The organism is Streptomyces sp. NPDC050674 (genome assembly GCF_040654575.1).
Classification (GTDB): domain Bacteria; phylum Actinomycetota; class Actinomycetes; order Streptomycetales; family Streptomycetaceae; genus Streptomyces.
Map to the genome: position 1 here is coordinate 98,430 of NZ_JBFAIG010000005.1, position 26,401 is coordinate 124,830.

A 26,401-nucleotide genomic window follows, 5' to 3' on the forward strand; every position below is an offset into this window, starting at 1 on the left:
CCGAACCCGCCCCCTGCGGGCATGGGTGTCGGTCACGGGACCGCCCTCACCTGACCCCGCTGTGGACACGCGTGCCGGCCCCTGCTCGCGAAGCCGGGAGCCGGGGCAGGGAGCTTGGGCGAGGCACCTCACCCGCTTCGCCGGGTGACGGGCCCATCCCCGCTCCGGCACCGGCGGTCAGCCCGGCGTCGGCGTCAACGCCGCCGCAGATCGGCCACCCGCGCCCGCTCCGACCCGGGACTCTGCTCGCCCAGCATCGAGGCAGACGCGGAGGCGGACCGCAACTGCCCCGCACTCCCCGGCACCTGCCGCCGGGGCCCGGGCAACGGCACGTCCCGGCGCTGCTGACGCGCCGGGACGGAATCACCCCCCGGGCCCCCCGCCCCCGCTCCGGCAGCGCCCCCTTGCCCACCGGCGACAGCGATCTGCACGCCCTGGTCGGCAAGCGCCTGGAGTTCCGTGGCGGCACGGTCGTCGTGCGCGGGCGGCTCGTCGGTGACCAGGCGCGTGATGAGATCCGTCGGCACGGTCTGGAACATGGTGTCGGTGCCGAGCTTGGTGTGGTCCGCGAGGACCACGACCTCCGCCGCGGCCTGCACCAGCGCCCGGTCGACGGACGCCGACAGCATGTTGGACGTGGACAACCCGCGCTCGGCGGTCAGCCCGCTCCCGGACAGGAACGCCCGCGACACCCGCAGCCCGTGCAGGGACTGTTCGGCCCCGCTCCCGACGAGCGCGTAGTTCGACCCGCGGAGCGTACCGCCGGTCATCACGACCTCGACCCGGTTGGCATGGGCCAACGCCTGGGCGACGAGGAGGGAGTTGGTGACGACGGTGAGCCCGGGCACCCGGGCGAGCCGGCGGGCCAGCTCCTGGGTGGTCGTACCCGCCCCGACCACGATCGCCTCCCCCTCTTCCACGAAGTTCGCGGCGAGGTCGGCGATGGCGGTCTTCTCGGCGGTCGCGAGATGAGACTTCTGCGGAAAGCCGGACTCCCGCGTGAAACCGCCCGGCAGTACCGCACCGCCGTGCCGGCGGTCGAGGAGTCCTTCTGCCTCCAGCGCGCGCACGTCCCGCCGTACGGTCACTTCGGAGGTCTGGACGACGCGGGCGAGCTCACGGAGCGACACGGCCCCGTTCGCTCGCACCATTTCGAGGATCAATTGGCGACGTTCTGCAGCGAACACGAAACTGACAGTAACGCCAGCGACCGTCTGCTTTCAGCAGTTTGCGCTGAATAGCAGAAGATGTTCGCACCGAGCTGCGGGAAGTGGTATAGGACCTAGTCCCGCCGCCTATGCCGTACGCATGGTCGAACACTCCCCGTGACCAGCGAGGAGTCGGTTTCGGCCTCAGCCGTGGCCGTTCTCCTTGCGGGTGTGCAACTGCCGTGCCACCTCGGCGATCGAGCCCGACAGGGAGGGATAGACGGTGAAGGCGTTCGCGATCTGTTCGACGGTCAGATTGTTGTCGACCGCGATCGAGATGGGGTGGATCAGTTCGGAGGCGCGCGGCGCCACGACGACACCGCCCACCACGATGCCCGTGCCCGGCCGGCAGAAGATCTTGACGAAGCCGTCGCGGATGCCCTGCATCTTCGCGCGCGGGTTGCGCAGCAGCGGCAGCTTCACGACCCGGGCGTCGATCTTCCCGCCGTCGACGTCGGCCTGCGTGTAGCCGACGGTGGCGATCTCCGGGTCGGTGAAGACGTTCGACGACACCGTCTTGAGGTTCAGCGGGGCCACGGCGTCGCCCAGGAAGTGGTACATCGCGATACGGCCCTGCATGGCGGCCACCGACGCGAGGGCGAACACGCCGGTCACGTCACCGGCGGCGTACACGCCCGGCGCGGTCGTACGGGAGACCTTGTCGGTCCAGATGTGCCCGGACTCGCGCAGCCGGACCCCGGCGTCCTCGAGACCCATGCCCGCGCTGTTGGGCACGGCACCGACGGCCATGAGGCAGTGCGAGCCGGTGATGACCCGCCCGTCGGCGAGGGTCACCTCGACCCGGTCCCCGACGCGCTTGGCGGACTGCGCCCGGGAACGCCCCATCACGTTCATCCCGCGCCGCCGGAAGACGTCCTCCAGCACGGCGGCGGCGTCCGGGTCCTCACCCGGCAGCACGCGGTCGCGCGACGACACGAGCGTCACCCTCGAACCGAGCGCCTGGTAGGCCCCGGCGAACTCGGCACCCGTCACACCCGACCCGACCACGATCAGCTCCTCCGGGAGCTCGTCGAGGTCGTACACCTGGGTCCAGTTCAGGATCCGCTCGCCGTCCGGCTGGGCGTCGGGCAGCTCGCGCGGATGCCCGCCGGTGGCGATGAGCACGGCGTCGGCCGTCAGCGTCTCCTCACTCCCGTCGGCGGTGCGCACCACGACCTTGCGCGACCCGTCGAGCGCCTGCATGCCCTCCAGCCGCCCGCGTCCGCGCATGACACGCGCCCCGGCACGCGTCACGGAGGCCGTGATGTCGTGCGACTGGGCGAGCGCGAGCCGCTTCACACGCCGGTTGACCTTGCCCAGGTCGACGCCCACCACCCGGGCGGCCTGCTCGATGTGCGGGGTGTCGTCGGCGACGATGATCCCCAGCTCCTCGTAGGAGGAGTCGAAGGTCGTCATCACCTCGGCCGTGGCGATCAGGGTCTTCGACGGCACGCAGTCGGTGAGCACCGACGCCCCGCCCAGACCGTCGCAGTCGACGACGGTCACCTCCGCGCCGAGTTGAGCGGCCACCAGCGCCGCTTCGTATCCGCCGGGTCCGCCACCGATGATCACGATCCGAGTCACGTACTCCATTGTCCCGCACCGCTCAAGGTGCCACCGCCCCGGGGCCCCACCGGTGCGTCGGTTGTTACGACAGTGACGCCGGGGCCGCCTGCCGTACCCTCTCCCCATGTCGCTCTACGCCGCGTACGCCGGCAACCTCGACGCGCGGCTGATGTCCCGCCGCGCCCCGCACTCGCCGCTGCGCGCCACCGGCTGGCTCAACGGATGGCGACTGACCTTCGGCGGCGAGCACATGGGCTGGGAGGGCGCGCTGCCGACGATCGTGGAGGACCCGCTCTCCCAGGTCTTCGTCTCGCTGTACGACATCGCCCCGATGGACGAGGAGTCACTCGACCGCTGGGAGGGGGTGGGCCTCGACATCTACCGCCGTACGCGCGTACGGGTCCACACCCTGGAGGGCGAGGACTCCGCCTGGGCCTTCACCCTGAACGCGTACGAGGGCGGCCTGCCCTCCGCCCGCTACCTGGGCGAGATCGCCGACGCGGCCGAGTCGGCCGGCGCGCCGCACGACTACGTGATGGAGCTCCGCAAGCGCCCCTGCTGACGGCGGCCCCCGCGGCACCCCTTCGTCGGAAACGACAAGACAACGATCGCCACCCCGTGAGCTCTGCCATCTACGCGCGTAGGCAAACAGCCGCTACCCTCGTCGGCGTGAACGCATCTCTTCTTCCGGACGACATCCAGGGCGACCCCCGCGCGGCCGCCGACGCCGCCGCGGCCCGCCTGCGCGAACTGACGGGCGCCGAGACCCACGACGTCGCCCTCGTGATGGGCTCCGGCTGGGCCCCGGCCGTGGACGCCCTGGGCGCCCCCGAGGCCGAGTTCCAGGTCACCGAGCTCCCCGGCTTCCCGCCGCCGGCGGTCGAGGGCCACGGAGGCAAGATCCGCTCCTACCGGATCGGCGACAAGCGCGCCCTGGTCTTCCTGGGCCGTACGCACTACTACGAGGGCCGCGGGGTGGCGGCGGTCGCCCACGGCGTCCGCACCGCGGTCTCGGCCGGCTGCAAGACGGTCGTCCTCACCAACGGCTGCGGCGGCCTGCGCGAGGGCATGCGCCCCGGCCAGCCGGTCCTCATCAGCGACCACATCAACCTCACGGCCACCTCCCCCATCATCGGCGCGAACTTCGTCGACCTGACCGACCTGTACTCCCCGCGGCTGCGGGCCCTGTGCAAGGAGGTCGACGCCACGCTGGAGGAGGGCGTCTACGCCCAGTTCCCCGGCCCGCACTACGAGACTCCGGCCGAGATCCGCATGGCCCGTGTCATCGGCGCGGACCTGGTGGGCATGTCGACGGTCCTGGAGGCGATCGCGGCGCGTGAGGCGGGCGCCGAGGTCCTGGGCATCTCCCTGGTCACGAACCTCGCGGCGGGCATGACGGGCGAGCCCCTGAACCACGAGGAGGTCCTCCAGGCGGGCCGCGACTCCGCGACGCGCATGGGATCCCTGCTCGCGCAGGTCCTGGACCGCCTCTGAGGGACGTCTCCGCAGGTCGTCCGGCGGCTGCGAGCCCGTAGTGGCTGGTCGCGCAGTTCCCCGCGCCCCCAGGGTGCCGCGGGTCGCCCGCGCGACAGAGCAGCCGCCGTGATGCGCTCCCGCGCCCGCGTACGGCGAGAAGGGGCCGTGTCGGGGGGTGTCCGCCCGCAGCGGTTGGCGCGTCGACGGACGGTTAGTCGGTACGCGACCCCATCGCGCCGTTCCGAGGACGGACACCCCCCGGCGCGGCCCCGACCCACCACCCAGGCGGACGGCGCACGCACCCCCATCCGCCGCAGGCGGGCACACCCCCACCGCCGCCGCAGGCAGGCACCCACACCACACCGGAGAGGCTGACCCCACACCGTGCACGAAGAACTCATCGCACAGGCCCAGGCGTGGCTCACCGAGGACCCCGACCCGGAGACCCGCACCGAGCTCGCCCGTCTCATCGACGCCGGGGACCACGCGGAACTCGCCGCCCGCTTCGGCGGCACCCTCCAGTTCGGCACCGCCGGCCTCCGCGGTGAACTGGGCGCCGGCCCCATGCGCATGAACCGCTCGGTCGTCATCCGTGCCGCCGCGGGTCTCGCCGCGTACCTCAAGAAGCAGGGCCACGACGACGGCCTCGTCGTCATCGGCTACGACGCCCGGTACAAGTCCCACGACTTCGCCCTCGACACCGCCGCCGTCATGACCGGCGCCGGCCTGCGCGCGGCCGTCCTGCCCCGCCCCCTCCCGACCCCCGTGCTCGCCTTCGCGATAAGGCACCTCGGCGCGGTCGCCGGTGTGGAGGTCACCGCCAGCCACAACCCGCCCCGCGACAACGGCTACAAGGTCTATCTCGGCGACGGCTCCCAGATCGTCCCCCCGGCGGACATCGACATCGCGGCGGAGATCGCCGCCGTCGCGTCCCTCACCACCGTCCGGCGCCCCACCGAAGGCTGGGACGTCCTCGACGACAGCGTCCTGGACGCCTACCTGGCCCGCACGGACGCCGTCCTCGCCGAGGGGTCCCCCCGCACCGCCCGCACGGTGTACACGGCGATGCACGGCGTCGGCAAGGACGTCCTCCTGGCCGCCTTCGCACGCGCCGGCTTCCCGGAACCGGTCCTCGTCGCGGAGCAGGCCGAGCCCGATCCGGAGTTCCCGACCGTCGCGTTCCCCAACCCGGAGGAGCCCGGCGCGATGGACCTGGCCTTCGCGACGGCCCGCGCCGGTGAGACCCCGCCGGACCTGATCATCGCCAACGACCCGGACGCGGACCGCTGCGCCGTCGCCGTACAGGACGGCACGGACTGGCGGATGCTCCGCGGTGACGAGGTGGGCGCCCTGCTCGCCGCGCACCTGGTCCGGCGCGGGGCGACCGGCACGTTCGCGGAGTCGATCGTCTCGTCGTCCCTGCTCGGCCGGATCGCCAAGAAGGCGGGCCTGCCCCACGTCGAGACCCTCACCGGCTTCAAGTGGATCGCCCGGGCCGAGGGCCTGCGCTTCGGCTACGAGGAGGCCCTCGGCTACTGCGTGGACCCCGACGGCGTGCGCGACAAGGACGGCATCACGGCCGCGCTGCTGATCACGGAGCTGGCCTCCCGGCTCAAGGAGGAAGGCCGCACGCTCCTCGACCTGCTGGACGACCTGGCGGTGGAGCACGGCCTGCACGCGACGGACCAGCTCTCGGTCCGGGTCGAGGACCTGTCCCTCATCGCCGCCGCGATGCACCGCCTGCGCGAACAGCCCCCGACGGAGCTGGCCGGCCTGCCGGTCACCCGTACCGAGGACCTGACCCTGGGCACGGCCGACCTCCCGCCCACGGACGGTCTGCGCTACACCCTCGACGGCGCCCGGGTGATTGTCCGCCCGAGCGGCACCGAGCCGAAGCTGAAGTGCTACCTGGAGGTCGTGATCCCGGTCGCGTCCTCCGAAGACCTCCCGGCGGCCCGCGCCGAGGCCGCGGACGTCCTGGAGTCGATCAAGCGGGACCTGTCGGCGGCGGCCGGCATCTGAGCCAGAAGGCCGGGGCCTCGGCCGGGGTCCACGCCACCGCCCCGGCCGGGGCTCAGGAACTCTTCCGGGCTGCCTCCCGCCGCTGCCGCTTGCCAAGAGGCGCCTGGGAGAGGTCCTCGGCGCTGGACCTGAGGTTCTTGTAGCCGTACCCGCGCTGCTCCAGCCACTCCCGCGCGGCCCCCTCGGCCCGTTCGGCGGCCTCCAGGATGTCCTCCTCGGTCTCCCCGGAGTCCAGGAACCGGAAGGTGAAGGCGGGCCGCACGGCGATGTCGTACGTGAGGCTCCCCTCGAGCGTGAAGGCGGCGCGCAGCAGATCGTGCTCGGCGGCACGCTCCAGCAGCTCGGCACGCTGGCCGGCGCTCAGCCCGTCGAAGACGCCCCGGACGGTGACACGGAAGGTACGGGTACTCATCCCCCGAACCTAGGCGCGCGCCTCGCAGGGCTCCACCGGTTTTCCCACGACCAGGGCCGGGACGTCCGGCCCCGGCGCTCCCCAGCACTCCCCGGCACTCCCCCGGCTCGCTACGGGACTCCAGGGGAGCCGCCCCCGCGCCACCCCACGGTCCCCCACCGGGGCAACGGACCGTCCCCGTGGTGCTCGTGCTCATCGCGACCGGCCTGCTAGCGCCAGTCATCACGAGCCTGGTGGGCCAGAACCCCACGGCCCCACTCACCGGGTCACCAGGCCACCCCCGGCTCCGGCCCGGCCCGCACCGGTGCGGCCCGGGCCCGACGACCCCGTCAGCCCACCACCACGAGGATCAGCACCAGCACGGCCCCCGCGACCGCGGGCGCCAGCACCTCGTAGGCCCACCGCACGCTCACCGCGCCCCGCGCCGACGCCGCCTCGTGCCGCGCCTCGCGCAGCGCCCGCAGCTCGTCCATGATCCGGTCGGTCTCCGCCCGCACGGGCCCGTCCGAGATCGGCTCCCGGCTGAGGCCCTGCCCCAGCCCCGCGGTCATCCCGAGCGCGCTCCCGCGGCCCTCGTCCCGTCCCATCACCCGCCGCGCCTGCGCCGTCGCCCGCGACTCGCGCCGCGCGGCCTTCTTGCGCGCGCGCAGCGAGACCGGCACGGCCCACAGCTGGTACTTCGCACCGGACTCGGTGAGGACCTCGTTCGAGTACGCGGAGCGCAGGGCGGCGACCTGCGCCCAGGGCACGACCACGACGCGGAAGGGGTTGCGGATGCGCAGCCGGTCGTCGCCGGCGTACACGGCGGGCCGCAGGGTGAAGGCGACGATCAGCGGCACGAGGAGGAGCAGCACGGCGAGTGCCAGCCACGGCGTGCGCCCTTCGCCGGAGATCACCGCGTCGATGCCGAGCCACCCGGTGAGGGCGAGCAGCAGCACGCCGCCGGCGATGGCCGGGGCCGACCGGTACACCCGGTCCTTGGACTCGGGCTCCGAAGGCTGCGGCGCGGGCGACTGGGACTCGGGGCTCGTCATGTCTCGATTCTGCCGGACCGTTCCGCGCGTCCGTCATCCGCCCGAGGACAACGGGCGCATCCGTCCGTCATCCGCCCGAGGACAACGGGCACACGCGTCCGTCATCCGCCCGAGGACGACGGGCGCATCCGTCCGGGAAGAACCCGGGGGCTGTACAGCCGCTACGCGCGTAGATATGCTCGTCTGGTGACCATGCCCAGTTCTGCACTCACCGCAGCTCACCCCCTCAAGGACGTCGCCTCGTCCGACAGCGCGCTGCGCCGCTTCCTCCACGGGCTCCCCGGCGTCGACGCGGTCGGACTCGAGGGCCGTGCGGCCTCCCTCGGCACGCGATCGATCAAGACGACCGCGAAGGCCTACGCCATCGACCTCGCCATCTCGATGGTCGACCTGACGACGCTGGAAGGCGCGGACACCCCGGGCAAGGTCCGGGCGCTCGGCGCGAAGGCGGTCCGCCCCGACCCGACGGACCGTACGACGCCCGCCACCGCGGCGGTCTGCGTCTACCCCGACATGGTGGCCGTGGCCAAGGAGGCCGTCGCCGGCTCCGGCGTGAAGGTCGCCTCGGTGGCCACGGCGTTCCCGGCCGGCCGCGCCGCGCTCGACGTCAAACTGGCGGACGTGCGCGACGCCGTCGCCGCCGGTGCGGACGAGATCGACATGGTCATCGACCGCGGGGCGTTCCTGGCGGGTCGATACTTGAAGGTGTACGACGAGATCACCGCCGTGAAGGAGGCCTGCGGGACCTCCGCGCGCCTGAAGGTCATCTTCGAGACGGGCGAGCTCTCGACGTACGACAACATCCGCCGCGCGAGCTGGCTCGGGATGCTGGCGGGGGCGGACTTCATCAAGACCTCCACCGGAAAGGTCGCGGTCAACGCGACCCCGGCGAACACGCTGCTCATGCTGGAGGCGGTGCGCGACTTCCGCGCCCAGACCGGCATCCAGGTGGGTGTGAAGCCGGCCGGTGGCATCCGCACCTCCAAGGACGCCATCAAGTTCCTCGTGCTGGTCAACGAGACGGCGGGCGAGGACTGGCTGGACAACCACTGGTTCCGCTTCGGCGCCTCCTCGCTGCTGAACGACCTGCTGATGCAGCGGCAGAAGCTGGCCACCGGCCGCTACTCCGGTCCCGACTACGTGACGGTGGACTGATCACCATGGCACCCGTATTCGATTACGCCCCGGCCCCCGAGTCGCGCTCGATCGCCGACATCGCGCCCTCGTACGGCCTGTTCATCGACGGCGAGTTCGTCGAAGCGGCGGACGGCAGGGTCTTCAAGACCGTCTCCCCGTCCACCGAGGAGGTCCTGTCCGAGATCGCCCAGGCCGGTTCCGAGGACGTCGACCGTGCGGTGAAGGCCGCGCGCCGGGCGTTCGGGACGTGGTCGGCGCTGCCGGGCGCGGAGCGCGCGAAGTACCTCTTCCGGATCGCCCGCATCATCCAGGAGCGCTCCCGCGAGCTCGCCGTCCTGGAGACGCTCGACAACGGCAAGCCGATCAAGGAGACGCGCGACGCGGACCTCCCCCTGGTCGCCGCGCACTTCTTCTACTACGCGGGCTGGGCCGACAAGCTCGACCACGCGGGCTTCGGCGCGAACCCGCGGCCGCTCGGTGTCGCGGGCCAGGTCATCCCCTGGAACTTCCCGCTGCTGATGCTGGCGTGGAAGATCGCCCCGGCGCTGGCGACGGGCAACACGGTGGTGCTGAAGCCCGCCGAGACGACCCCCCTGTCGGCGCTGTTCTTCGCGGACATCTGCCGCCAGGCGGGCCTGCCGAAGGGCGTCGTCAACATCCTCCCGGGCTACGGCGACGCCGGTGCGGCGCTGGTCGCCCACCCGGACGTGAACAAGGTCGCCTTCACCGGCTCCACGGCCGTCGGCAAGGAGATCGCCCGCACGGTCGCCGGGACCCGCAAGAAGGTCACGCTGGAACTGGGCGGCAAGGGCGCGAACATCGTCTTCGACGACGCCCCGATCGACCAGGCCGTCGAGGGCATCGTCAACGGCATCTTCTTCAACCAGGGCCAGGTCTGCTGCGCGGGCTCCCGCCTGCTGGTCCAGGAGTCGATCCAGGAGGAGCTGCTCGACTCCCTCAAGCGGCGCCTGTCCACGCTCCGCCTCGGTGACCCGCTGGACAAGAACACCGACATCGGCGCGATCAACTCCGAGGAGCAGCTGACCCGCATCACCTCGCTCGTCGAGCAGGGCGAGGCGGAGGGCGCCGAGCGCTGGTCCCCGGCGTGCGAACTGCCGGAGAGCGGCTACTGGTTCGCCCCGACGCTGTTCACCAACGTCACCCAGGCGCACCGGATCGCCCGCGACGAGATCTTCGGCCCGGTGCTGTCGGTGCTGACCTTCCGCACGCCGGACGAGGCGGTCGCCAAGGCCAACAACACGCAGTACGGCCTGTCCGCCGGCATCTGGACGGAGAAGGGCTCGCGCATCCTGGCGGTCGCGAACAAGCTCCGCGCGGGTGTCGTCTGGTCCAACACGTTCAACAAGTTCGACCCGACGTCGCCGTTCGGCGGTTACAAGGAGTCGGGCTTCGGTCGCGAGGGCGGCCGCCACGGCCTGGAGGCGTACCTCGATGTCTGACACGCGACTGAGTGTCCTCAAGACCTACAAGCTGTACGTCGGCGGGAAGTTCCCGCGTTCCGAGAGCGGCCGGGTGTACGAGGTGACCGACTCGAAGGGCAACTGGCTGGCCAACGCGCCCCTGTCCTCCCGCAAGGACGCCCGGGACGCGGTCGTCGCCGCGCGCAAGGCGTTCGGCGGCTGGTCCGGGGCGACGGCGTACAACCGGGGCCAGGTGCTCTACCGCGTGGCCGAGATGCTGGAGGGCCGCCGGGGCCAGTTCACCCGTGAGGTGGCCGAGGCGGAGGGCCTGTCGAAGTCCAGGGCGGCGGCGGTCGTGGACGCCACGATCGACCGCTGGGTCTGGTACGCGGGCTGGACCGACAAGATCGCCCAGGTAGTCGGCGGCGGCAACCCGGTCGCGGGCCCGTTCTTCAACCTCTCCTCCCCCGAACCGACGGGCGTGGTCGCGGTCCTGGCCCCCCAGGAGTCGTCCTTCCTGGGCCTGGTGTCCGTGCTGGCCCCGGTGATCGCGACGGGCAACACGGCGGTCGTGGTGGCGAGCGAGAAGGCCCCGCTGCCCGCCCTGTCCCTGGCCGAGGTCCTGGCCACCTCGGACGTCCCCGGCGGCGTGGTCAACATCCTGTCGGGCCGCACGGCCGAGATCGCCGCCCCGCTCGCCGCCCACCAGGACGTCAACGCGATCGACCTCGCGGGTGCCGACGAGGTTCTCGCGAAGGAGCTGGAGATCGCGGCGGCCGACAACCTCAAGCGCGTTCTGCGTCCACAGCCTGTGGATTACACGCAGACCCCCGGCATCGACCGCCTGACGGCGTTCCTGGAGACCAAGACGGTCTGGCACCCCACGGGTTCACTGGGCGCGTCGGGTTCCTCGTACTGACCCCGCACCCCCGCACACGGAAGCCCCGGCCTTCCTCCGTCCAGGAGGGCCGGGGCTTCTTCCGTAGCCGTGCGGCGAACAGAGGAAGGCGCCTTTGCCCCGCCCTCCCGGCCCTCCTTGCCTACCGCTGCGACAGCAGCCCGGCCGCCTGCCCCACCAGCGGGATGCTGCCGATCGACTGCGCCTGGGCCACCGGCCCCGTCAGCGCCTGGGACGTCATCGGCTTGAAGTCGGCGAGGTCGGTGCCGATGCCGTTGTCGAGCGGGTCCACTCCCGTGCCGGCGAGCGGGTTGGGCTTGAGGCCGGCGACCGGGCCCGTGACGTAGCCGAGGGTGCCGGTGGCGGCCTGGAGGCCGGACTGGGGGTCGATCCTGCCGAGGGAGGTGGGCCGGGTGTTGACCACGCCCAGGATCGACTCCGTGTCCGCCGCGGCCGTCGCCGTGCCCGCCCCCAGCGCCACGCCCGCGGTCGCGAGGACGGCCAGGGCACGCCGGGCGGCCGGGTTGGTGGGGGAGTCGTGTCGGGCCATGGGTGCCACCTTCTGATGCGCTGGGTGATCGGGTCGGGACCGAGGGTAGTTGAGGTGTGACGCGCGCATCAAAGCCGACCCGCAGGGCGTACGGCCCCCGGTGGATGCCTCACACTGGTGTCCCGTGAGTTCTCCACTGCCCCTACCCACGCGAGTCGTGCTGCTCTGCGGCCCTTCCGGCTCCGGCAAGTCCCTCCTCGCGGCCCGCTCCGGTCTCCCGGTGCTGCGGCTCGACGACTTCTACAAGGAGGGCGACGACCCGACCCTGCCCCTGGTGGCGGAGAGCTCCGACATCGACTGGGACCACCCGGACTCGTGGGACGCGGACACGGCCGTCGCCGCGATCGCCCGCCTGTGCCGCACGGGTCGTACGCAGGTTCCCGTCTACGACCTGTCGCTCAGTGCGCGCACCGGCGCGGAGACCGTCGACATCGGGCGGACTCCGCTGTTCATCGCGGAGGGCATCTTCGCCGCGGAGATCGTCACCCGCTGCCGCGAACTCGGCGTCCTCGCCGACGCGCTGTGTCTGAGCCGCGGCCCGGTGCGGACCTTCCGCCGCCGCTTCCTGCGCGATCTGAAGGAGGGCCGCAAGTCGGTGCCGTTCCTGCTGCGCCGCGGCTGGCGCCTGATGCGGCAGGAGCGGACGATCGTCTCCCGGCAGACGGCACTGGGCGCGTACGCCTGTGACCGGGACGAGGCGATGGGCCGGCTTGCGGAAGCGGCGGCGGGCCGGTGCGCGAGCCTGCGTACCGCGGCCTAGCCGGCCGGAGGACGGAGGCGAACCGCCGTCCCGGGCGGCCGGAGCACCCAGAGGCCCTGGAACACGCGTAGAGGCCCCGGAACACGCAGAGGGCCCGGAACACGTGCAGAGGCGCCGGAACACGCAGAAGGCCCCTGGAACACGCCAGAGGCCCGGAGCACGCAGAAGCCGGAGCGCACAGAAAAGCGGGACCGGACGGACCCCCCGGCCCTCCGGTCCCGCTCCTGTGCTCCCCCGTGGTCCTCCCCCGAGCCCCCACTCTCCTGTGGAGACGCCCCCCAGCGTCTCCCCAGTTCCCCCGTGGGCCCCCTTGTGGTGCTTCCCCCCCGTACCTTCAGGCGACGAGCTCGCCGAAGGCGTCTTCCTCGTCACGGCCGAAGCTGAGGACCTCGTCCTCGCGCAGCCGGCGGAGCGACCGCCAGATGCTGGACTTCACCGTGCCGACACTGATGTCGAGGATCTGCGCGATCTCCGGGTCCGTGCGGCCCTCGTAGTAGCGCAGGACCAGCATGGTGCGCTGGAGTTCGGGCAGCCGGGCCAGCGCCTGCCACAGGACCGCGCGCAGCTCGGTGCCGCGCATCGCGTCCGTGTCGCCGGCCGTCTCCGGCAGTTCCTCGGTCGGGTACTCGTTGAGCTTGCGGCGCCGCCAGGCGCTGATGTGCAGGTTCGTCATGGTGCGGCGCAGGTATCCGCCGACCGCCGCCTTGTCACTGATCCGGTCCCACGCCCGGTAGGTCGAGAACAGCGCGCTCTGGAGCAGGTCCTCGGCCTCGAAGCGGTCACCGGTGAGGTGGTAGGCGGTCGCGTACAGGGAGGCGCGGCGCTCCCGGACGTAAGCGGTGAACTCCGCCTCCGTCAGCGAGCTGCGCTCCCCCGAGCCCTCCCTGTACGCGGCTCCCCCGTGAGCCTCCCCCGTCCCCTTGTTCTCCCCCGTGCGTGCGTCAACCACCGTCATGAACCCGGTGTGCTGACGCCCGGCACTGTGAGCGCACCCCCGCATGCTCACAGCACCGGACTTCTCGGAACCCCGGTTCACGTCGTGCAGACGCGTGACAACTGCGCTGGTGCTGATGCCGTGCAGCGTGTTCATCTCGCGCCCCCCGTCGTGGACTTCCGTTGTGCGGCCCGCCTGTCGGGGCGGGCTTCCTTGCCTGTGCCGAGAAGCTTGCCGCCGCACTTTCATGGCCGTGTCCGCCGACTGTCACAGGCCTGTCACAGGGGTCGGCCACGGGCCGGCCACAGCTCATACACACGCGTCGGCGGTACCGGCCACATCGAGTGGGCCCCACCGGTCGAACCCCGAGCCCTCCATGGGCCAGAATGAGCGCGTGCCTTCCCTGTTGCTGATCGAGGACGACGACGCCATCCGGACGGCCCTGGAGCTCTCACTGACGCGCCAGGGCCACCGCGTGGCGACCGCTGCCAGCGGTGAGGACGGTCTGAAGCTCCTTCGCGAGCAGCGGCCGGATCTGATCGTGCTGGACGTGATGCTGCCCGGCATCGACGGGTTCGAGGTGTGCCGGCGCATCCGGCGCACGGACCAGTTGCCGATCATCCTGCTGACCGCGCGCAACGATGACATCGACGTGGTGGTCGGGCTCGAGTCCGGCGCCGACGACTATGTCGTCAAACCGGTGCAGGGGCGGGTGCTCGACGCCCGCATCCGGGCCGTGCTGCGGCGCGGCGAGCGGGAGTCGAACGACGCGGCGAGCTTCGGCAGCCTCGTCATCGACCGCTCGGCGATGACCGTGACGAAGAACGGCGAGGACCTCCAGCTCACGCCGACCGAGCTGCGGCTGCTGCTGGAGCTGAGCCGGCGGCCGGGTCAGGCGCTGTCCCGGCAGCAGCTGCTGCGGCTGGTGTGGGAGCACGACTACCTGGGCGACTCGCGGCTGGTGGACGCCTGTGTCCAGCGGCTGCGCGCCAAGGTCGAGGACGTGCCGTCGTCCCCGACGCTGATCCGTACCGTGCGGGGTGTCGGCTACCGGCTGGACGCGCCTCAGTGACCCAGGCGCACCAAGGGGGGGCCCACGGCTGGACCGGGGCGCGCAAGGGAGTTCTGTCGGGGCTGCGCTTCACCAGCCTGCGGCTGCGACTGGTCGTGGTCTTCGGGCTGGTGGCGCTGACGGCCGCCGTGTCCGCGTCCGGCATCGCGTACTGGCTCAACCGCGAGGCGGTGCTCACCCGCACCCAGGACGCCGTGCTGCGCGACTTCGAGCAGGAGATGCAGAACCGGGCGGGCGCGCTGCCCGAGCGGCCGACGCAGGACGAGTTGCAGCACACCGCGGGCCAGATGGCGGGCAGTGACCAGCGCTTCAGCGTGCTGCTGGTCGGCCGCGACAGCGCGGGCCGCACGGTCTACGGCAGCTCCGGCGGGCTGAACGGCTTCTCGCTGGGCGACGTGCCGAAGTCGCTGCGCACGGCGGTGAACCGGACGCAGAAGGTCGACGGGTCCAACAAGCACCCGTACCACCTGTACTGGCAGCGGATAGTCGACCACGACACCCCGTACCTGGTGGCGGGTACGCGGGTGATCGGTGGCGGCCCGACCGGTTACATGCTCAAGTCGCTGGAGCCGGAGGCCAAGGACCTCAACTCGCTGGCCTGGTCGCTGGGCATCGCCACGGGGCTGGCGCTGATCGGCTCGGCGCTGCTCGCGCAGGCCGCGGCGACGACCGTGCTGAAGCCGGTGCAGCGGCTCGGGACGGCGGCTCGACGGCTCGGCGAGGGGAAGCTGGACACCCGGCTGCGGGTGTCCGGGACCGATGAACTCGCCGATCTGTCGCGGACGTTCAACAACGCCGCCGAGGCGCTGGAGAAACGGGTCGCCGACATGGCCGCGCGCGACGAGGCCTCCCGGCGGTTCGTGGCCGACATGAGCCACGAGCTGCGCACGCCGCTCACCGCGATCACCGCCGTGACGGAGGTGCTCGAGGAGGAGCTGGAGGCGGAGACCGGCAGCATGGACCCCATGATCGAGCCCGCGGTCCGGCTGGTGGTCAGCGAGACGCGGCGGCTGAACGACCTGGTCGAGAACCTGATGGAGGTCACCCGCTTCGACGCGGGCACCGCCCGGCTCGTCCTGGACGACGTCGACCTCGCCGACCAGATCACCGCCTGCATCGACGCCCGCGCCTGGCTGGACGCGGTCGATCTGGACGCCGAGCGCGGCCTGCACGCCCGCCTGGATCCGCGGCGGCTGGACGTCATCCTGGCCAACCTCATCGGCAACGCGCTCAAGCACGGCGGCTCCCCGGTGCGGGTGTCCGTGCGGGAGGCGGAGGACTGGATCGTCATCGAGGTGCGGGACCACGGGCCCGGCATCCCGCAGGACGTCCTGCCGCACGTCTTCGACCGCTTCTACAAGGCCAGTGCCTCCCGGCCGCGTTCGGAGGGCAGCGGCCTGGGCCTGTCCATCGCGCTGGAGAACGCCCACATCCACGGCGGTGAGATCACCGCGGCCAACTCGCCGGACTCGGGCGCGGTGTTCACCCTGCGGCTCCCGCGCGGCACGTCCCCGGCGGAGGAGCATCCCGCCGAGGACGAGGTGCGGCCCGGCGGCGACACCGACCGGCCGCGGGGCGAGGATTCGAAGGGGGACGCCTGATGACCGCGCGTTTCGCGGCCGTGCCCCGGCTGCTGGCCGTTCCGGTGCTCGCCGTGCTGCTGGCCGGCTGCGGGATCCGGGCCACCGAGGTGCCGACGAACTTCGGGCCCGCGCCCTCGCGGGTGCAGTGCTCGCTCACCGAGCCGGACGTCTCGACGCAGGCCGCCCGGGGGCTGCCGGTGCAGGTGTTCCTGCTGTGCGGCTCCTCGCTGGTGACCGTCGACCGGGCCGTGCGGGTCCCGGACGGCGCGGCCGACTCCGAGCGGCGCATCCTGGTCGCGCAGGGCCTGCTGGACCAGCTCGCCACACCGCCGTCGACCGCCGAGAAGGAGGCCGGTTACAGCACGGACGTCCGCACCGGCATCTCCGTGGGCGGGCCGCGTCCCGGCGACCCGGAGGACACGCTGCGGCTGAGCACGGCACCGGCCGGACTCACCTCGTACGCCCTCGCGCAGATCGTGTGCACCTTCTCCGACTCGGCGGCGGCCGAGGGGGACGGCTCGGTGGTCCTGGGCGGGCCGGGCGCCGAGGCGCCGCGCCGCTACGAGTGCACCGACGAGGTGCGGGCCCGGCCGGGCAGCTCGGAACCGCCGTCCAAGGACGTGGCCGGGGAGTGACCCGCCCCGGCTGTGGCGCATGCCTCACCGGCCGATCGGGGCCCGTCCCGGAACCGATCCGGCCGCGGGCCGCGTCTAGGGGGACGTGCAGCGTCAAGGCTCCATCGGCGGCAGCGCCGCGTTCCGCATCCGTGTGACAGGAGGTGTCCTCCTCGTCGCCCACCTCGCGTTCGTCGCCTGGTTCACGCTGCGGCCGCTGGACGTGCCCTGGGTGATGCCGGCCAACTTGCGGCCCTTCGCCGGTATCCGGGCCGATCTCGCCCTGGGCTGGCCCGAGGCGGCCCGCCGGATCGGTGAGGGGCTGGCCCTGCTCGCCCCGCTGGGTGTGCTGCTGCCGGTGGTGAGCGGCCGGCTGGCCGTCTCGCCGCTGGCGTCCCTGCTGCGCACCGTCGCGGCCGGCGCCCTGCTCTCCTGGGGCATCGAACTGCTCCAGACCGGTGTGCCCGGTCAGGTCGTCGACGTCGACTCGCTGTTGCTGAACACCGTGGGCGTGGCCCTCGCGCATCTCGCGCTGGTCCCGGTGGGCCGCTCCTGGCTGCGCCGCCGCACCCCCGCCCGTCCACTCCGCACGCCCCTCCCCACGGAGGAGCCGGCTCAGGGTCGGACCCCGACGATTCCCAGGGTCGGGATCGCCCCGTGGAGCGACGCTTTGCCCCCTTCGTCTCCGTAGCGTGGAGTGCAGATGGGGTACTCGGACGAGAGGCCTCACGCACCCTCACGAAGGAGCCGCACATGTCCCGCCTCGCCCGCCCCACCCACGGCCGCATGATCGGCGGAGTGTGCGCCGCGCTGGCACGGCGCTTCGGCACCTCCACGACCACGATGCGGGTGATCTTCCTGGTCTCGTGCCTGCTGCCCGGCCCGCAGTTCCTGCTCTACATCGCGCTGTGGATCCTGCTTCCCGCGGAGAGCAAGACGCACGGCACCACCCAAACGGCTTGGTGACACGACACCCGTACGCGAGAACGCCGATGGGGCGCACCCACAGTGGGTGCGCCCCATCGGCGTGTGTCCGCCTCGGGAGGGTCAGCCGACCGGGACGCCGTTCACGGGCAGGCCGTGGGTGGGCATGCCCTTCACCGGGAGCCCGCCCAGCAGCTTGGCGGCCGGACCCGTCGGGCCGTTGGCGAGCACCTGCTCGGCGACCGGCTGGGCGGCGGCCAGACCGGCACCGGCCGCCGTCTGCCCCTGGCCCAGCGCCTCGGCCGAGCCCGGCAGCGTCTGGGAGAGCTGCTCCGCCGGGAGCGCCGCGGTGACGGTCTCCAGCGCCTGGGCGGTGTCGGGGAGGGAAGAGGCCGCGTTGGCAGCACCCGCACCGGTGGCGGCGAAGGCGGCACCGAGAGCGGCGACACCGAGGGTCTTGGCAGCAGACTGCTTCATGAAATGCGTCCTCGTAATGGGATGACAGGGGGGTGAGCGGTCCAGCGACCGTAATCACGCGGCCCCGCCCGCCGCAAACATCGAAATGCGGACGGTTGGTGAACACCGCCCGCACTCCAGGTGTGCCGAATATGCCCGAGTCAGCCCTCGGAAGAGGTGGAACCGCTGGTGGAGGCGGTTTGGCGGAACAGCCATTCGGATTTCAGCTCGGCATATCCGGGCTTGATCACGTCATTGATCATGGCGAGTCGTTCATCGAAAGGGATGAACGCTGATTTCATCGCATTGACGGAGAACCACTGCATGTCGTCGAGTGTGTAACCGAATGCCTCGACAAGGTGCTCGAATTCCCGGCTCATGCTGGTGTGGGACATCAGGCGGTTGTCCGTGTTGACCGTCGCCCGGAAGTGCAGCCGGCGCAGCAGCCCGATGGGGTGCTCGGCGTACGAGGGCGCCGCCCCGGTCTGGAGGTTGGAGCTCGGGCACAGCTCCAGCGGGATGCGCTTGTCCCGGACGTAGGAGGCCAGCCGCCCCAGTTCGACCCGGCCGTCCTCGTGCACCTGGATGTCGTCGATGATCCGCACCCCGTGCCCGAGCCGGTCGGCGCCGCACCACTGGAGGGCCTGCCAGATGGAGGGCAGCCCGAAGGCCTCGCCGGCGTGGATGGTGAAGTGGTTGTTCTCGCGCTTGAGGTACTCGAAGGCGTCGAGGTGCCGGGTGGGCGGGTAGCCGGCCTCGGCACCCGCGATGTCGAAGCCGACGACGCCCAGGTCGCGGTAGCGGTTGGCGAGTTCGGCGATCTCCAGGGCGCGGGCCGCGTGCCGCATGGCGGTGAGCAGCGCGCCGACGCGGATGCGCAGGCCGTTGTCCCGGGCGCGCCGCTCCCCCTCCCGGAAGCCCTCGTTGACGGCCTCGACGACCTCTTCGAGGCTGAGGCCGCCCTCCAGATGCTGCTCGGGGGCGTAGCGCACCTCGGCGTAGACGACGCCGTCGGCGGCCAGGTCCTCGGCGCACTCGGCGGCGACCCGGACCAGGGCGTCACGGGTCTGCATGACGCCGACGGTGTGCGAGAACGTCTCCAAGTACCGTTCCAGGGAGCCCGAGTCAGCGGCCTCGCGGAACCAGACGCCGAGCTTCTCCGGGTCGGTGTCGGGCAGCTGCGCGTAGCCGCTCTCACGAGCGAGTTCGATGATCGTGCCGGGGCGCAGACCGCCGTCGAGGTGGTCGTGCAGCAGAACCTTGGGCGCCCGGCGGATCTGGTCCGGTGTCGGGGTGTTCGCGATGGTCTGGCTCGTCATTTCCGCACTCTAACTCCTACGCGCGTAGACGGCGCGTTCCCGTTCGCTCGACGTTTTCGTCGATACGTAACGGTGACCCCGATGACGGGTCGAGTACACCCGCGCTTCTGACACTGTTCTGTCATGGCACACCAAGCGACGCCGGAGCGCAGGGCCCGGCTGGGCAGGTCACTCGGTCCGGAGCCGACGGCGGTGAGCGGCGTGGTGCTGCTGCTCCCCGGTGGCGACGAAGTGTCCGGCCGCAGGCCGTCCCCGCTGCTGGCGACCGCCTCCGTGCGCGGCGTCGGGCGCCGCCTGGCGCGTGCGGGGCGGGACGAGGGGCTCGCCACGCACGTGGTGCACTACCGCTGCCGCGGCTGGAACGGCACCGAGGCCAACCTCGCCCAGGACGCGACCTGGGCGGCCGACGAGGTCGTGCGGCGTTACGGGGACGTCCCGGTCTGTCTCCTCGGTATCGGGATGGGCGGCCGCGCCGGGTTGCGGGCGGCCGGGCATGAGGCCGTCAACTCCGTGCTGGCACTGGCCCCTTGGCTGCCCGAGGAGGACGTCGCGGCGCCACCCGAACCGGTGAAGCAGCTGGTCGGGCGCCAGGTGCTCATCGTGCACGGCACGAACGACGGGCGGACGGATCCGGAGCTGTCGTTCCGGCTGGCGGCCCGGGCGAAGAAGGCGAACCGGGACGTGTGCCGGTTCGAAGTGCACGCGGACGGCCACGGGTTGAGCCAGTACCGGGACGAAGTCCTGGCCCTGGCGGAGGACTTCGTGATGGGGGCGCTGTTCGGCAGGGCGGTGTCGCGGCCCGTGCGGGACGCGTTCGCCGCGCCGCCGCCGCTGGGGTTGCGGATGCCGCTGGCAGCCGGGTTCAGCCCTTCTCGGCGGTAGCGCCGTCGGGGCACTCGTGGTCTTCGGGGTGCGGGTTCGATGTGGCCGATCGCGCAGTTCCCCGCGCCCCTTCAGGTGGGGAGCAGGCTGCCCCTCCTCGAGAGCAGGAATTTCTTGAAAGCCGCCACCGGGGGTGTGTCCGGGCGGCCCTCCAGCCAGGCCACGCCGATCTCCCGTGCCGCCCTCGGGGCCGTCACCGTCAGTTCCACCACTCCCGGGCGCGGAACGGCCGGCGGGGGCAGGAGGGCCACGCCCAGACCGGCCGCCACCAGACCCCTCAGTGTTTCGGCCTCCTCGCCCTCGAAGGCGATGCGGGGCTTGAAGCCGGCTTCCTTGCAGAGGTCGTCGGTGATGCGGCGCAGGCCGTAGCCGGGTTCCAGGGTGACGAAGGTTTCGTCGGCCGCCTCGGCGAGACGGATGCGGCGGCGGCCGGCGAGGGAGTGGTCGGCGGGCACGACCAGGCGCAGCTTCTGTTCGTCCAGGCGGCGGGCCACCAGGTCGGGGGCGTCCGGCACCGGGGACGTCAGGCACAGGTCGAGCTCGCCGGCGCGCAGGCGTTCCAGCATGGCCTCGCCGTAGTTCTGGACGAGACTGAAGCGGACGCGCGGGTGGTGGGCGCGGAAGGCGTGCAGCAGGCCGGGGACGGTCTCGGCGCCCATGGTGTGCAGGAAGCCGAAGGCGACCTTGCCGGTGGCCGGGTCGGCGTCCGCGCGCACCTCCTCGGCGGCGCGCTCGACTTCGGCCAGGGCACGTTCGACGGAGGTGAGGAAGGTGCGGCCGGCCGGGGTGAGGGAGACCGTGCGGCCGTGCCGGGCGAACAGGTGGACGCCGAGGTCCTGCTCCAGGCGCGCCATGGACCGCGAGAGCGTCGACTGGGGGACGTTCATCTCCTGGGCGGCGCGGGTCACGTGCTCGGTGCGGGCGACGCCCGCGAAGTACGCGAGGCGCGGCGCCAGCAGCTTCGACATCTCGGCCCTGTCTTGTGTGTCACTGTTGGGTGACAGGCGGCCCTGTGAGCTGGATTGATGCACCATGGGAACGATTATGGCCGATCCATGCATTGGACGGATCAGTGAGGGCGTACGTACTTTCGAGGCATGTCTCCCGCCAGTACCGGGGCGTCCACGATCGTGGGCGCCGATGCCTCTGTCCCCGCCGCCGACTCACGCATGTCCCCGGGTGGCCCCGGCTACCGCCGGATGAGCTTCGCCCTGTTCCTCGCGGGTGTCGCGACGTTCGCGCTGCTGTACTCCACGCAGGCTCTGCTCCCCCTGATCTCGGGTGAGTTCGGGGTGGCGGCGAGCGACGCGAGCTGGACCGTGGCGGCCGCGACGGGCGGTCTCGCGCTGTTCGTGCTGCCGATGAGCGCCCTGTCGGAGCGCTTCGGACGCCGCGCGGTCATGACGGCGTCGCTGGCCGTGGCCGTCACACTCGGGCTGCTGGTGCCGCTGGCCCCGTCCCTCGGAGTGCTGATCGCGCTGCGGGCGTTGCAGGGCGCCGCCCTGGCCGGGCTGCCGGCGTCGGCGACCGCGTATCTCGCCGAGGAGGTCAGCCCCAAGGCGCTGGTCACCGCGATCGGGCTGTTCGTCGCGGGCAACAGCGTCGGCGGGATGAGCGGCCGGGTCATCACCGGCTGGGTCGCGCAGGAGTGGGGCTGGCGGGTCGCCGTCGGTGTCATCGGGGTGATCGCGGTGGCGTGCGCGGTGGCCTTCCGGCTGCTGCTCCCCGCACCGAAGCACTTCCGGGCCGGTTCGCTGCGGCCCCGTGTCCTGGCCCGGACGGTCCGTGACCACCTCTCCGACCCGCTGCTGTGCCGGCTGTACGCGATCGGCGCGCTGTTCATGACCGTCTTCGGCGGTGTGTACACGGTGATCGGTTACCGGCTCACCGAAGCCCCGTTCTCGCTGCCGCAGGGCATCATCGGTTCGATCTTCCTGGTGTACCTGGTGGGCACGGTCTCGGCGTCGACCGCGGGCCGGCTGGTCGGCCGGCTGGGCCGCCGGGGCGCGCTGTACGCGGCGGGCGGTACGACGGCGGCGGGCCTGTTGCTGTCCCTGGCGGGCACCCTCCCGCTGGTCCTGCTGGGCCTGGTCCTGATCACGGCGGGCTTCTTCGCGGGCCACGCGGTCGCCTCCTCGGCGGTCAGCAAGACGGCGACGCACGGCCGCGCCCAGGCCTCGGCGCTGTACCAGTCGGCGTACTACGTCGGCTCCAGCGCGGGCAGCACGGTCGGCGCGATCGCCTTCCACGCGGGCGGCTGGGCCGGGACGGTCGGGGTCGGGCTGCTGGCGGTCCTGGGCGTCGTGACGATCACCGTCCTCGGCACCCGCGCGGCGCGGCTTCAGCGCAGGCAACTGACGGCCGCCGCCTGAGCGTTGTGACGAATCCCCCTGGTCGGGGCCGGTTGTCAGAGGGTGCGGATACCGTCCGCGTCGACTGATCACCGGACCGAGCAGGGGGATTTTCCATGGAGTTCCGGGCCGACCGTACGGAGTTCGCAGACGCCGTGGGACGGGCGGCCCGCGCGCTGCCCGGGCGGACTCCGGTGCCGGTGCTGGGCGGGCTGCTGCTGGAGGCGGACGAGGGGCGGCTGGCCGTGACGGGGTTCGATTTCGAGGCGGCCGTGCGGGTGGAGGCCGACGCCGAGGTCACCGTGCCCGGGCGGGTCCTCGTCCCGGGGCGGCGGCTGCTGGACGTCTGCCGGGTGCTGCCGGACGGGCCGGTGGGCTGTGTGCTGGAGGCCTCGCGGTTCACGGTGGAGGCGGACGGCACGAGCTTCGGGCTCTCGACGCTGCCGCTCGCCGAGTACCCCTCCCTGCCCGCCCCGCCCGCGCCGTACGGCACCGTCGATGCCACCGCGTTCGCGACCGCCGTCGCCCAGGTCGCGGTCGCCGCCGGGCGCGACGACACGCTGCCCCTGCTGACGGGCGTCCAACTGCGGCTCGACGGCACGGAGATGACCTTGTCGGCCTCGGACCGCTACCGGTACGCGGTACGGCGGCTGGAGTGGAAGCCGCAGGCCGCGGCCGGTGACAAGGTCGTGGAGACTCTGCTGCCCGCACGGCGGCTGCTGGACGTGGCGCGGTCGCTGGGGCGCGGCGGGGACGTGCGGATCGGATGGGAGCCGGGCGGGGGCGGTGGGCTGGTCGGGTTCGAGGGCGGGCGGACGCGGACCGCGCTGCGGCTGCTGGACGGGCGGCTGCCGGCGTACACGTCGCTGTTCGACATGGCGGGGGCCGCGGTCGCGGAGGTGGAGCGCGAGACGCTCGCGGAGGCGGTACGGCGGGTGGCGGTGGTGGCGGAGGCGAACAGTCCGGTGCGGCTGGACTTCTCCGCCGGGGGCTCCCTGCTGCTGCGCGCCGGCTACGGGGACGACGTGGCGGCCCAGCGGCTGCCCGCCACGCTGAACGGCGCCGACGAGATGCCGGTGGCGTTCAACCCGGCCTATCTGCTGGACGCGCTGACGTCCTTCGAGAGCCCGCGGGTGCGGCTGGAGCTGCTGGGGGCGGGACAGCGGGCGCTGCTGCACGCCGTAACGGGTGACGAGGCGGCGGGTGCGGCCGCGCCGACCGGGGAGCACCGGCATCTGCTCATGTCGGTCAAGGAGCTCGTGTGAAGGCGTGCCGGCCTGTCGCAGCCGGTCTGGATCACCTGCTTTCACCTGCGCCTTTGTGCGCTCGGGGGGCCGTTGTCAGTGGGCTGCGGTAGCTTCCGAAGTGCTGGGGCGCAACGGCGCGTGAACAGAACGTCCACAGGGGTGGGTGGAGATGGCGAACGGCACGGCGGCACCGACGGACCTGGACATCAGGCTGGAGGCACACCGCACCGAGCTCACGGGCTACTGCTACCGCATGCTCGGTTCCTCCTTCGAGGCCGAGGACGCGGTGCAGGACACGATGGTCCGTGCCTGGCGCAGCTACGACAAGTTCGAGGGCCGCTCCAGCCTGCGCTCCTGGCTCTACCGGATCGCGACCAACGTGTGCCTGGACATGCTGAGCGCGGGCAACAAGCGCGCCCGGCCGATGGACCTGACCGAGTCCACACCGCTGGCCCGGGCGGCCCTCTCCCCCCGCCCGGACAACACCTGGCTGGAGCCCATGCCGGACGCCCGTGTGCTGCCCACGCCCGAGGATCCGGCGGAGGCGGCGGTCGCCAAGGAGTCCGTGCGGCTCGCCTTCATGGCCGCGCTCCAGCAGCTCCCCGCCAAGCAGCGGGCCGTGCTGATCCTGCGCGAGGTGCTGGCCTGGAAGGCGAGTGAGGTCGCCGAGCTCCTGGACACCTCCGTGGCGTCGGTCAACAGCGCCCTGCAACGGGCCCGTGCCACCCTCGCCGAGCGGCAGCAGCCGGGCGCCGACGCGGCCGTCTCCGACCCGCTGGACGAGGACCAGCAGAAGCTGCTGGACCGCTACATGGCGGCCTTCGAGGGCTACGACATGACGGCGCTGACGGCGCTGCTGCACGAGGACGCCATCATGACGATGCCGCCGTTCGACCTGTGGCTGACCGGCGCCGGGGACATCACCGGCTTCATGACCACCCTCGGCGCGCCCTGCGCGGGCTCCCGGCTGGTGCCGGTGCAGGTCAACGGCCTGCCAGGGTTCGCGCAGTACAAGCCGGACCCGGAGAAGGGCGGTTTCACCCCCTGGGCGGTCCAGGTGCTGGAGATCTCAGACGGCCGGATCACCGGGTTCCACTGCTTCCTCGACACCCAGCGCTGGTTCCCGCTGTTCGACCTCCCCCTCCACCTCGAAGCGGAGACCGACCAGGTCGAGCAGGGCGCATAGCGCCGGGTCGGGGTCGCGCAGCCTGATCCGGCCCCCGGCCCGGCGGGCGGCCAGCTGGAGCCTCGCCAGCACATCGACGGCGGCGAGCCCCGGCGGCCCGAGGCCCGCGACATCGCACACCACGACCCGGGCACCGCTGCCGCGCAGCAGTGCCCGCACATCGTCACTGAGCCCTCTCACCTCGTCCCGGGTGAGGGGGCCGGGCAGTACGAGCACGGGCGGTGTCATGGCGTCCACGATCGGTAGACCGGGCGGGCGGCCGTAACTCATCGGGGCCGGCCGTCCCGGCGGCGCCGTGCGCCCCGCTCGGCGCCGGAAGGATCACATTGACCGGGACAGCGCCTTCCCCGGAGGGTTGGCTGTATGCCCCAACCATCTCCCGCTGCCGCGCTGCCCGATGCCCGCTTCGCCGGTGAGGAGGCGCCGTGCGGGGGGTGCTGAGCGGGTTCGCGGTCATCGCCGTCGTCATCGGCGTCGGCTATCTGATCGGCCGCCGGGGGTATCTGGGCGACGGGGGCCGGGAAGTCCTGACCAAGCTCGCCTTCCATGTGGCGTCCCCGGCGCTGCTCTTCACGACCCTCGCGCGGGCCGACCTGTCGGTGATCTTCTCCGACCGGCTGCTGGTCACGGCGATGAGTACGGCAGCGGTGGCCGGGGTCTTCGTGGCGGTGGGCGTGGCGCGCGGCTGGGGCGTGGGCCGGACGACGATCGGCGCGCTGTGCTCCAGCTACGTCAACTCCGGGAACCTGGGCATCCCGATCGCCGTGTACGTGCTGGGCGACGCGTCGCTGGTCGCGCCGGTGCTGTTGTTCCAGCTGGTCGGTGTCACACCGGTGGCGCTGACGGTCCTGGACCTGGCGAGCGGCGGGGCGAAGCGGCCTGTGTGGCAGCGGCTGCTCACGCCGCTGCGCAATCCGATAGCGGTGGGTTCCCTGGCGGGGGTGGCGGTCTCGGCGTCGGGCCTCATGGTGCCGGGCCCCCTGATGGACCCGCTGACCCTGATCGGCAACATGTCGGTCCCGGCGGTCCTGCTGGCCTTCGGTATCTCGCTGCGCGGCAGCACGCTCCCGCTGCGCGGTGCGGAACGGGCTCCGGTGCTCCTCGCCGTGGCGCTGAAATCCGTGGTCCAGCCCCTGGTCGCCTGGGCCCTGGCGGCGGGCGTCTTCAGCCTGCGCGGGGCGCCCCTGCTGGACGTGGTGGTGACATCGGCACTGCCCGCGGCGCAGAACCTGTTCACGTACGCGAGCAGCTACCGGGTGGGCGAGGTACTGGCGAGGGAGGCGATCCTGCTGTCGACGGTGCTGTCGGTGCCGGTGCTGGTGGTGGTCGCGGCGGTCTTGGGGTGACGG

Annotated in this window: 27 protein-coding genes; 17 read left to right on the top strand and 10 right to left on the bottom strand. The window is 72.3% G+C overall.

All coding sequences use genetic code 11. The features are described 5' to 3' along the window. Positions 1-194: 194 nt before the first annotated feature. Both AB0I06_RS10790 and AB0I06_RS10795 read right to left on the bottom strand, forming a co-directional pair. Entirely contained in the window at positions 195-1,187 is a 993-nt protein-coding gene (locus AB0I06_RS10790; protein WP_363118427.1) for a DeoR/GlpR family DNA-binding transcription regulator, read from the bottom strand. A 165-nt stretch (positions 1,188-1,352) separates the two neighbouring features. Then, positions 1,353-2,801 (bottom strand): NAD(P)H-quinone dehydrogenase, encoded by a 1,449-nt coding sequence (locus AB0I06_RS10795; protein ID WP_363118428.1) that lies wholly within the window; start codon positions 2,799-2,801, stop codon positions 1,353-1,355. Positions 2,802-2,898: 97 nt separating this feature from the next. Here AB0I06_RS10795 and AB0I06_RS10800 point away from each other — a divergent pair, with 97 nt between their 5' ends. From AB0I06_RS10800 to AB0I06_RS10810, 3 genes are all read left to right on the top strand, one after another. Then, entirely contained in the window at positions 2,899-3,336 is a 438-nt protein-coding gene (locus tag AB0I06_RS10800; RefSeq protein ID WP_363118430.1) for a gamma-glutamylcyclotransferase, read from the top strand. Positions 3,337-3,443: 107 nt separating this feature from the next. After that, positions 3,444-4,268 (top strand): purine-nucleoside phosphorylase, encoded by an 825-nt coding sequence (locus AB0I06_RS10805; RefSeq protein ID WP_363118431.1) that lies wholly within the window; start codon positions 3,444-3,446, stop codon positions 4,266-4,268. Between the two features lie 366 nt (positions 4,269-4,634). After that, entirely contained in the window at positions 4,635-6,272 is a 1,638-nt protein-coding gene (locus AB0I06_RS10810) for a phospho-sugar mutase (protein WP_363118432.1), read from the top strand. A gap of 52 nt (positions 6,273-6,324) precedes the next feature. On the opposite strand, the gene AB0I06_RS10815 is transcribed toward AB0I06_RS10810, so the two are convergent. Together AB0I06_RS10815 and AB0I06_RS10820 are read right to left on the bottom strand one after the other, a co-directional pair. Continuing rightward, entirely contained in the window at positions 6,325-6,684 is a 360-nt protein-coding gene (locus AB0I06_RS10815) for a DUF6204 family protein (RefSeq protein ID WP_363118433.1), read from the bottom strand. Positions 6,685-7,013: 329 nt separating this feature from the next. Further along, positions 7,014-7,718 (bottom strand): PH domain-containing protein, encoded by a 705-nt coding sequence (locus AB0I06_RS10820; RefSeq protein WP_363118435.1) that lies wholly within the window; start codon positions 7,716-7,718, stop codon positions 7,014-7,016. Positions 7,719-7,910: 192 nt separating this feature from the next. Between AB0I06_RS10820 and deoC the strand changes: the two genes are divergently transcribed. The 3 genes from deoC to AB0I06_RS10835 are packed head-to-tail and all read left to right on the top strand — an operon-like array spanning position 7,911 to position 11,195. Continuing rightward, on the top strand, positions 7,911-8,873 hold the full coding sequence (gene deoC / locus AB0I06_RS10825; RefSeq protein WP_363118436.1) for a deoxyribose-phosphate aldolase: 963 nt from the start codon (positions 7,911-7,913) through the stop codon (positions 8,871-8,873). 5 nt (positions 8,874-8,878) lie between these two features. Then, a complete protein-coding gene (locus AB0I06_RS10830; RefSeq protein ID WP_363118437.1) occupies positions 8,879-10,315 on the top strand; it encodes an aldehyde dehydrogenase family protein in 1,437 nt (478 codons plus the stop codon). After that, positions 10,308-11,195: an aldehyde dehydrogenase family protein gene (locus AB0I06_RS10835; protein ID WP_363118438.1), complete on the top strand. Its 888-nt coding sequence runs from the start codon at positions 10,308-10,310 to the stop codon at positions 11,193-11,195. The genes AB0I06_RS10830 and AB0I06_RS10835 overlap by 8 nt, the downstream gene beginning before the upstream one ends. Positions 11,196-11,316: 121 nt before the next feature. On the opposite strand, the gene AB0I06_RS10840 is transcribed toward AB0I06_RS10835, so the two are convergent. Next, positions 11,317-11,724 carry a hypothetical protein gene (locus tag AB0I06_RS10840; protein WP_363118439.1) on the bottom strand — a complete coding sequence of 136 codons (408 nt, stop codon included), beginning with the start codon at positions 11,722-11,724 and terminating at the stop codon, positions 11,317-11,319. Positions 11,725-11,848: 124 nt separating this feature from the next. Here AB0I06_RS10840 and AB0I06_RS10845 point away from each other — a divergent pair, with 124 nt between their 5' ends. Continuing rightward, complete coding sequence (locus tag AB0I06_RS10845; RefSeq protein WP_363118440.1) at positions 11,849-12,484, top strand: uridine kinase; 636 nt, start codon at positions 11,849-11,851, stop codon at positions 12,482-12,484. A 334-nt stretch (positions 12,485-12,818) separates the two neighbouring features. Here the strand turns inward: AB0I06_RS10845 and AB0I06_RS10850 are convergent, their stop codons facing one another. Then, positions 12,819-13,574 carry a SigE family RNA polymerase sigma factor gene (locus AB0I06_RS10850; RefSeq protein ID WP_363118441.1) on the bottom strand — a complete coding sequence of 252 codons (756 nt, stop codon included), beginning with the start codon at positions 13,572-13,574 and terminating at the stop codon, positions 12,819-12,821. A 238-nt stretch (positions 13,575-13,812) separates the two neighbouring features. Between AB0I06_RS10850 and afsQ1 the strand changes: the two genes are divergently transcribed. The 5 genes from afsQ1 to AB0I06_RS10875 all read left to right on the top strand — a co-directional run bounded on the left by afsQ1 (position 13,813) and on the right by AB0I06_RS10875 (position 17,653). Then, positions 13,813-14,490: a two-component system response regulator AfsQ1 gene (gene afsQ1 / locus AB0I06_RS10855; protein ID WP_097219620.1), complete on the top strand. Its 678-nt coding sequence runs from the start codon at positions 13,813-13,815 to the stop codon at positions 14,488-14,490. Beyond that, positions 14,487-16,091, top strand: a complete 1,605-nt coding sequence (locus AB0I06_RS10860) for a HAMP domain-containing sensor histidine kinase (protein WP_363118442.1) — start codon at positions 14,487-14,489, stop codon at positions 16,089-16,091. Before afsQ1 ends, AB0I06_RS10860 begins: the two co-directional genes overlap by 4 nt. Then, entirely contained in the window at positions 16,091-16,708 is a 618-nt protein-coding gene (locus tag AB0I06_RS10865) for a hypothetical protein (RefSeq protein WP_363118443.1), read from the top strand. The genes AB0I06_RS10860 and AB0I06_RS10865 overlap by 1 nt, the downstream gene beginning before the upstream one ends. A gap of 85 nt (positions 16,709-16,793) precedes the next feature. Beyond that, positions 16,794-17,378 carry a VanZ family protein gene (locus tag AB0I06_RS10870; protein ID WP_363118444.1) on the top strand — a complete coding sequence of 195 codons (585 nt, stop codon included), beginning with the start codon at positions 16,794-16,796 and terminating at the stop codon, positions 17,376-17,378. Between the two features lie 62 nt (positions 17,379-17,440). After that, entirely contained in the window at positions 17,441-17,653 is a 213-nt protein-coding gene (locus AB0I06_RS10875; protein ID WP_363118445.1) for a PspC domain-containing protein, read from the top strand. A gap of 81 nt (positions 17,654-17,734) precedes the next feature. Here AB0I06_RS10875 and AB0I06_RS10880 read toward each other — a convergent pair whose 3' ends face one another. Both AB0I06_RS10880 and AB0I06_RS10885 read right to left on the bottom strand, forming a co-directional pair. Then, a complete protein-coding gene (locus AB0I06_RS10880; RefSeq protein ID WP_363118446.1) occupies positions 17,735-18,088 on the bottom strand; it encodes an ATP-binding protein in 354 nt (117 codons plus the stop codon). Positions 18,089-18,228: 140 nt separating this feature from the next. Further along, on the bottom strand, positions 18,229-19,386 hold the full coding sequence (locus AB0I06_RS10885; protein ID WP_363118447.1) for an adenosine deaminase: 1,158 nt from the start codon (positions 19,384-19,386) through the stop codon (positions 18,229-18,231). 123 nt (positions 19,387-19,509) lie between these two features. Here AB0I06_RS10885 and AB0I06_RS10890 point away from each other — a divergent pair, with 123 nt between their 5' ends. Then, a complete protein-coding gene (locus tag AB0I06_RS10890) occupies positions 19,510-20,268 on the top strand; it encodes an alpha/beta hydrolase (protein ID WP_363118448.1) in 759 nt (252 codons plus the stop codon). A 71-nt stretch (positions 20,269-20,339) separates the two neighbouring features. Here AB0I06_RS10890 and AB0I06_RS10895 read toward each other — a convergent pair whose 3' ends face one another. Next, positions 20,340-21,302, bottom strand: a complete 963-nt coding sequence (locus AB0I06_RS10895; protein WP_363118449.1) for a LysR family transcriptional regulator — start codon at positions 21,300-21,302, stop codon at positions 20,340-20,342. Between the two features lie 63 nt (positions 21,303-21,365). On the opposite strand from AB0I06_RS10895, the gene AB0I06_RS10900 reads away from it, so the two are divergent. The 3 genes from AB0I06_RS10900 to AB0I06_RS10910 all read left to right on the top strand — a co-directional run bounded on the left by AB0I06_RS10900 (position 21,366) and on the right by AB0I06_RS10910 (position 25,052). Continuing rightward, positions 21,366-22,640: an MFS transporter gene (locus tag AB0I06_RS10900; protein ID WP_363118450.1), complete on the top strand. Its 1,275-nt coding sequence runs from the start codon at positions 21,366-21,368 to the stop codon at positions 22,638-22,640. Between the two features lie 95 nt (positions 22,641-22,735). After that, positions 22,736-23,884 (top strand): DNA polymerase III subunit beta, encoded by a 1,149-nt coding sequence (gene dnaN / locus AB0I06_RS10905; RefSeq protein ID WP_363118451.1) that lies wholly within the window; start codon positions 22,736-22,738, stop codon positions 23,882-23,884. A 151-nt stretch (positions 23,885-24,035) separates the two neighbouring features. After that, entirely contained in the window at positions 24,036-25,052 is a 1,017-nt protein-coding gene (locus AB0I06_RS10910; RefSeq protein ID WP_363118452.1) for a sigma-70 family RNA polymerase sigma factor, read from the top strand. On the opposite strand, the gene AB0I06_RS10915 is transcribed toward AB0I06_RS10910, so the two are convergent. Next, positions 24,936-25,280 (bottom strand): STAS domain-containing protein, encoded by a 345-nt coding sequence (locus AB0I06_RS10915; RefSeq protein ID WP_363118453.1) that lies wholly within the window; start codon positions 25,278-25,280, stop codon positions 24,936-24,938. The two genes, AB0I06_RS10910 and AB0I06_RS10915, sit on opposite strands and share 117 nt — an antisense overlap. Positions 25,281-25,477: 197 nt before the next feature. On the opposite strand from AB0I06_RS10915, the gene AB0I06_RS10920 reads away from it, so the two are divergent. Further along, the gene (locus tag AB0I06_RS10920; RefSeq protein ID WP_363118454.1) at positions 25,478-26,398 is read left to right on the top strand and encodes an AEC family transporter; all 921 of its coding nucleotides are present in this window, start codon (positions 25,478-25,480) and stop codon (positions 26,396-26,398) included. Positions 26,399-26,401 lie beyond the last annotated feature (3 nt).

Bases quoted from the DNA above. Each gene is read 5' to 3' on its own strand.
- AB0I06_RS10795 (WP_363118428.1), bottom strand. From the start codon at position 2,801: ATGGAGTACGTGACTCGGATCGTGATCATCGGTGGCGGACCCGGCGGA.
- AB0I06_RS10800 (WP_363118430.1), top strand. From the start codon at position 2,899: ATGTCGCTCTACGCCGCGTACGCCGGCAACCTCGACGCGCGGCTGATG.
- AB0I06_RS10815 (WP_363118433.1), bottom strand. From the start codon at position 6,684: ATGAGTACCCGTACCTTCCGTGTCACCGTCCGGGGCGTCTTCGACGGG.
- AB0I06_RS10820 (WP_363118435.1), bottom strand. From the start codon at position 7,718: ATGACGAGCCCCGAGTCCCAGTCGCCCGCGCCGCAGCCTTCGGAGCCC.
- deoC (WP_363118436.1), top strand. From the start codon at position 7,911: ATGCCCAGTTCTGCACTCACCGCAGCTCACCCCCTCAAGGACGTCGCC.
- AB0I06_RS10830 (WP_363118437.1), top strand. From the start codon at position 8,879: ATGGCACCCGTATTCGATTACGCCCCGGCCCCCGAGTCGCGCTCGATC.
- AB0I06_RS10835 (WP_363118438.1), top strand. From the start codon at position 10,308: ATGTCTGACACGCGACTGAGTGTCCTCAAGACCTACAAGCTGTACGTC.
- AB0I06_RS10840 (WP_363118439.1), bottom strand. From the start codon at position 11,724: ATGGCCCGACACGACTCCCCCACCAACCCGGCCGCCCGGCGTGCCCTG.
- AB0I06_RS10850 (WP_363118441.1), bottom strand. From the start codon at position 13,574: ATGAACACGCTGCACGGCATCAGCACCAGCGCAGTTGTCACGCGTCTG.
- AB0I06_RS10865 (WP_363118443.1), top strand. From the start codon at position 16,091: ATGACCGCGCGTTTCGCGGCCGTGCCCCGGCTGCTGGCCGTTCCGGTG.
- AB0I06_RS10875 (WP_363118445.1), top strand. From the start codon at position 17,441: ATGTCCCGCCTCGCCCGCCCCACCCACGGCCGCATGATCGGCGGAGTG.
- AB0I06_RS10880 (WP_363118446.1), bottom strand. From the start codon at position 18,088: ATGAAGCAGTCTGCTGCCAAGACCCTCGGTGTCGCCGCTCTCGGTGCC.
- AB0I06_RS10885 (WP_363118447.1), bottom strand. From the start codon at position 19,386: ATGACGAGCCAGACCATCGCGAACACCCCGACACCGGACCAGATCCGC.
- AB0I06_RS10890 (WP_363118448.1), top strand. From the start codon at position 19,510: ATGGCACACCAAGCGACGCCGGAGCGCAGGGCCCGGCTGGGCAGGTCA.
- AB0I06_RS10895 (WP_363118449.1), bottom strand. From the start codon at position 21,302: ATGGTGCATCAATCCAGCTCACAGGGCCGCCTGTCACCCAACAGTGAC.
- AB0I06_RS10900 (WP_363118450.1), top strand. From the start codon at position 21,366: ATGTCTCCCGCCAGTACCGGGGCGTCCACGATCGTGGGCGCCGATGCC.
- dnaN (WP_363118451.1), top strand. From the start codon at position 22,736: ATGGAGTTCCGGGCCGACCGTACGGAGTTCGCAGACGCCGTGGGACGG.
- AB0I06_RS10910 (WP_363118452.1), top strand. From the start codon at position 24,036: ATGGCGAACGGCACGGCGGCACCGACGGACCTGGACATCAGGCTGGAG.
- AB0I06_RS10915 (WP_363118453.1), bottom strand. From the start codon at position 25,280: ATGACACCGCCCGTGCTCGTACTGCCCGGCCCCCTCACCCGGGACGAG.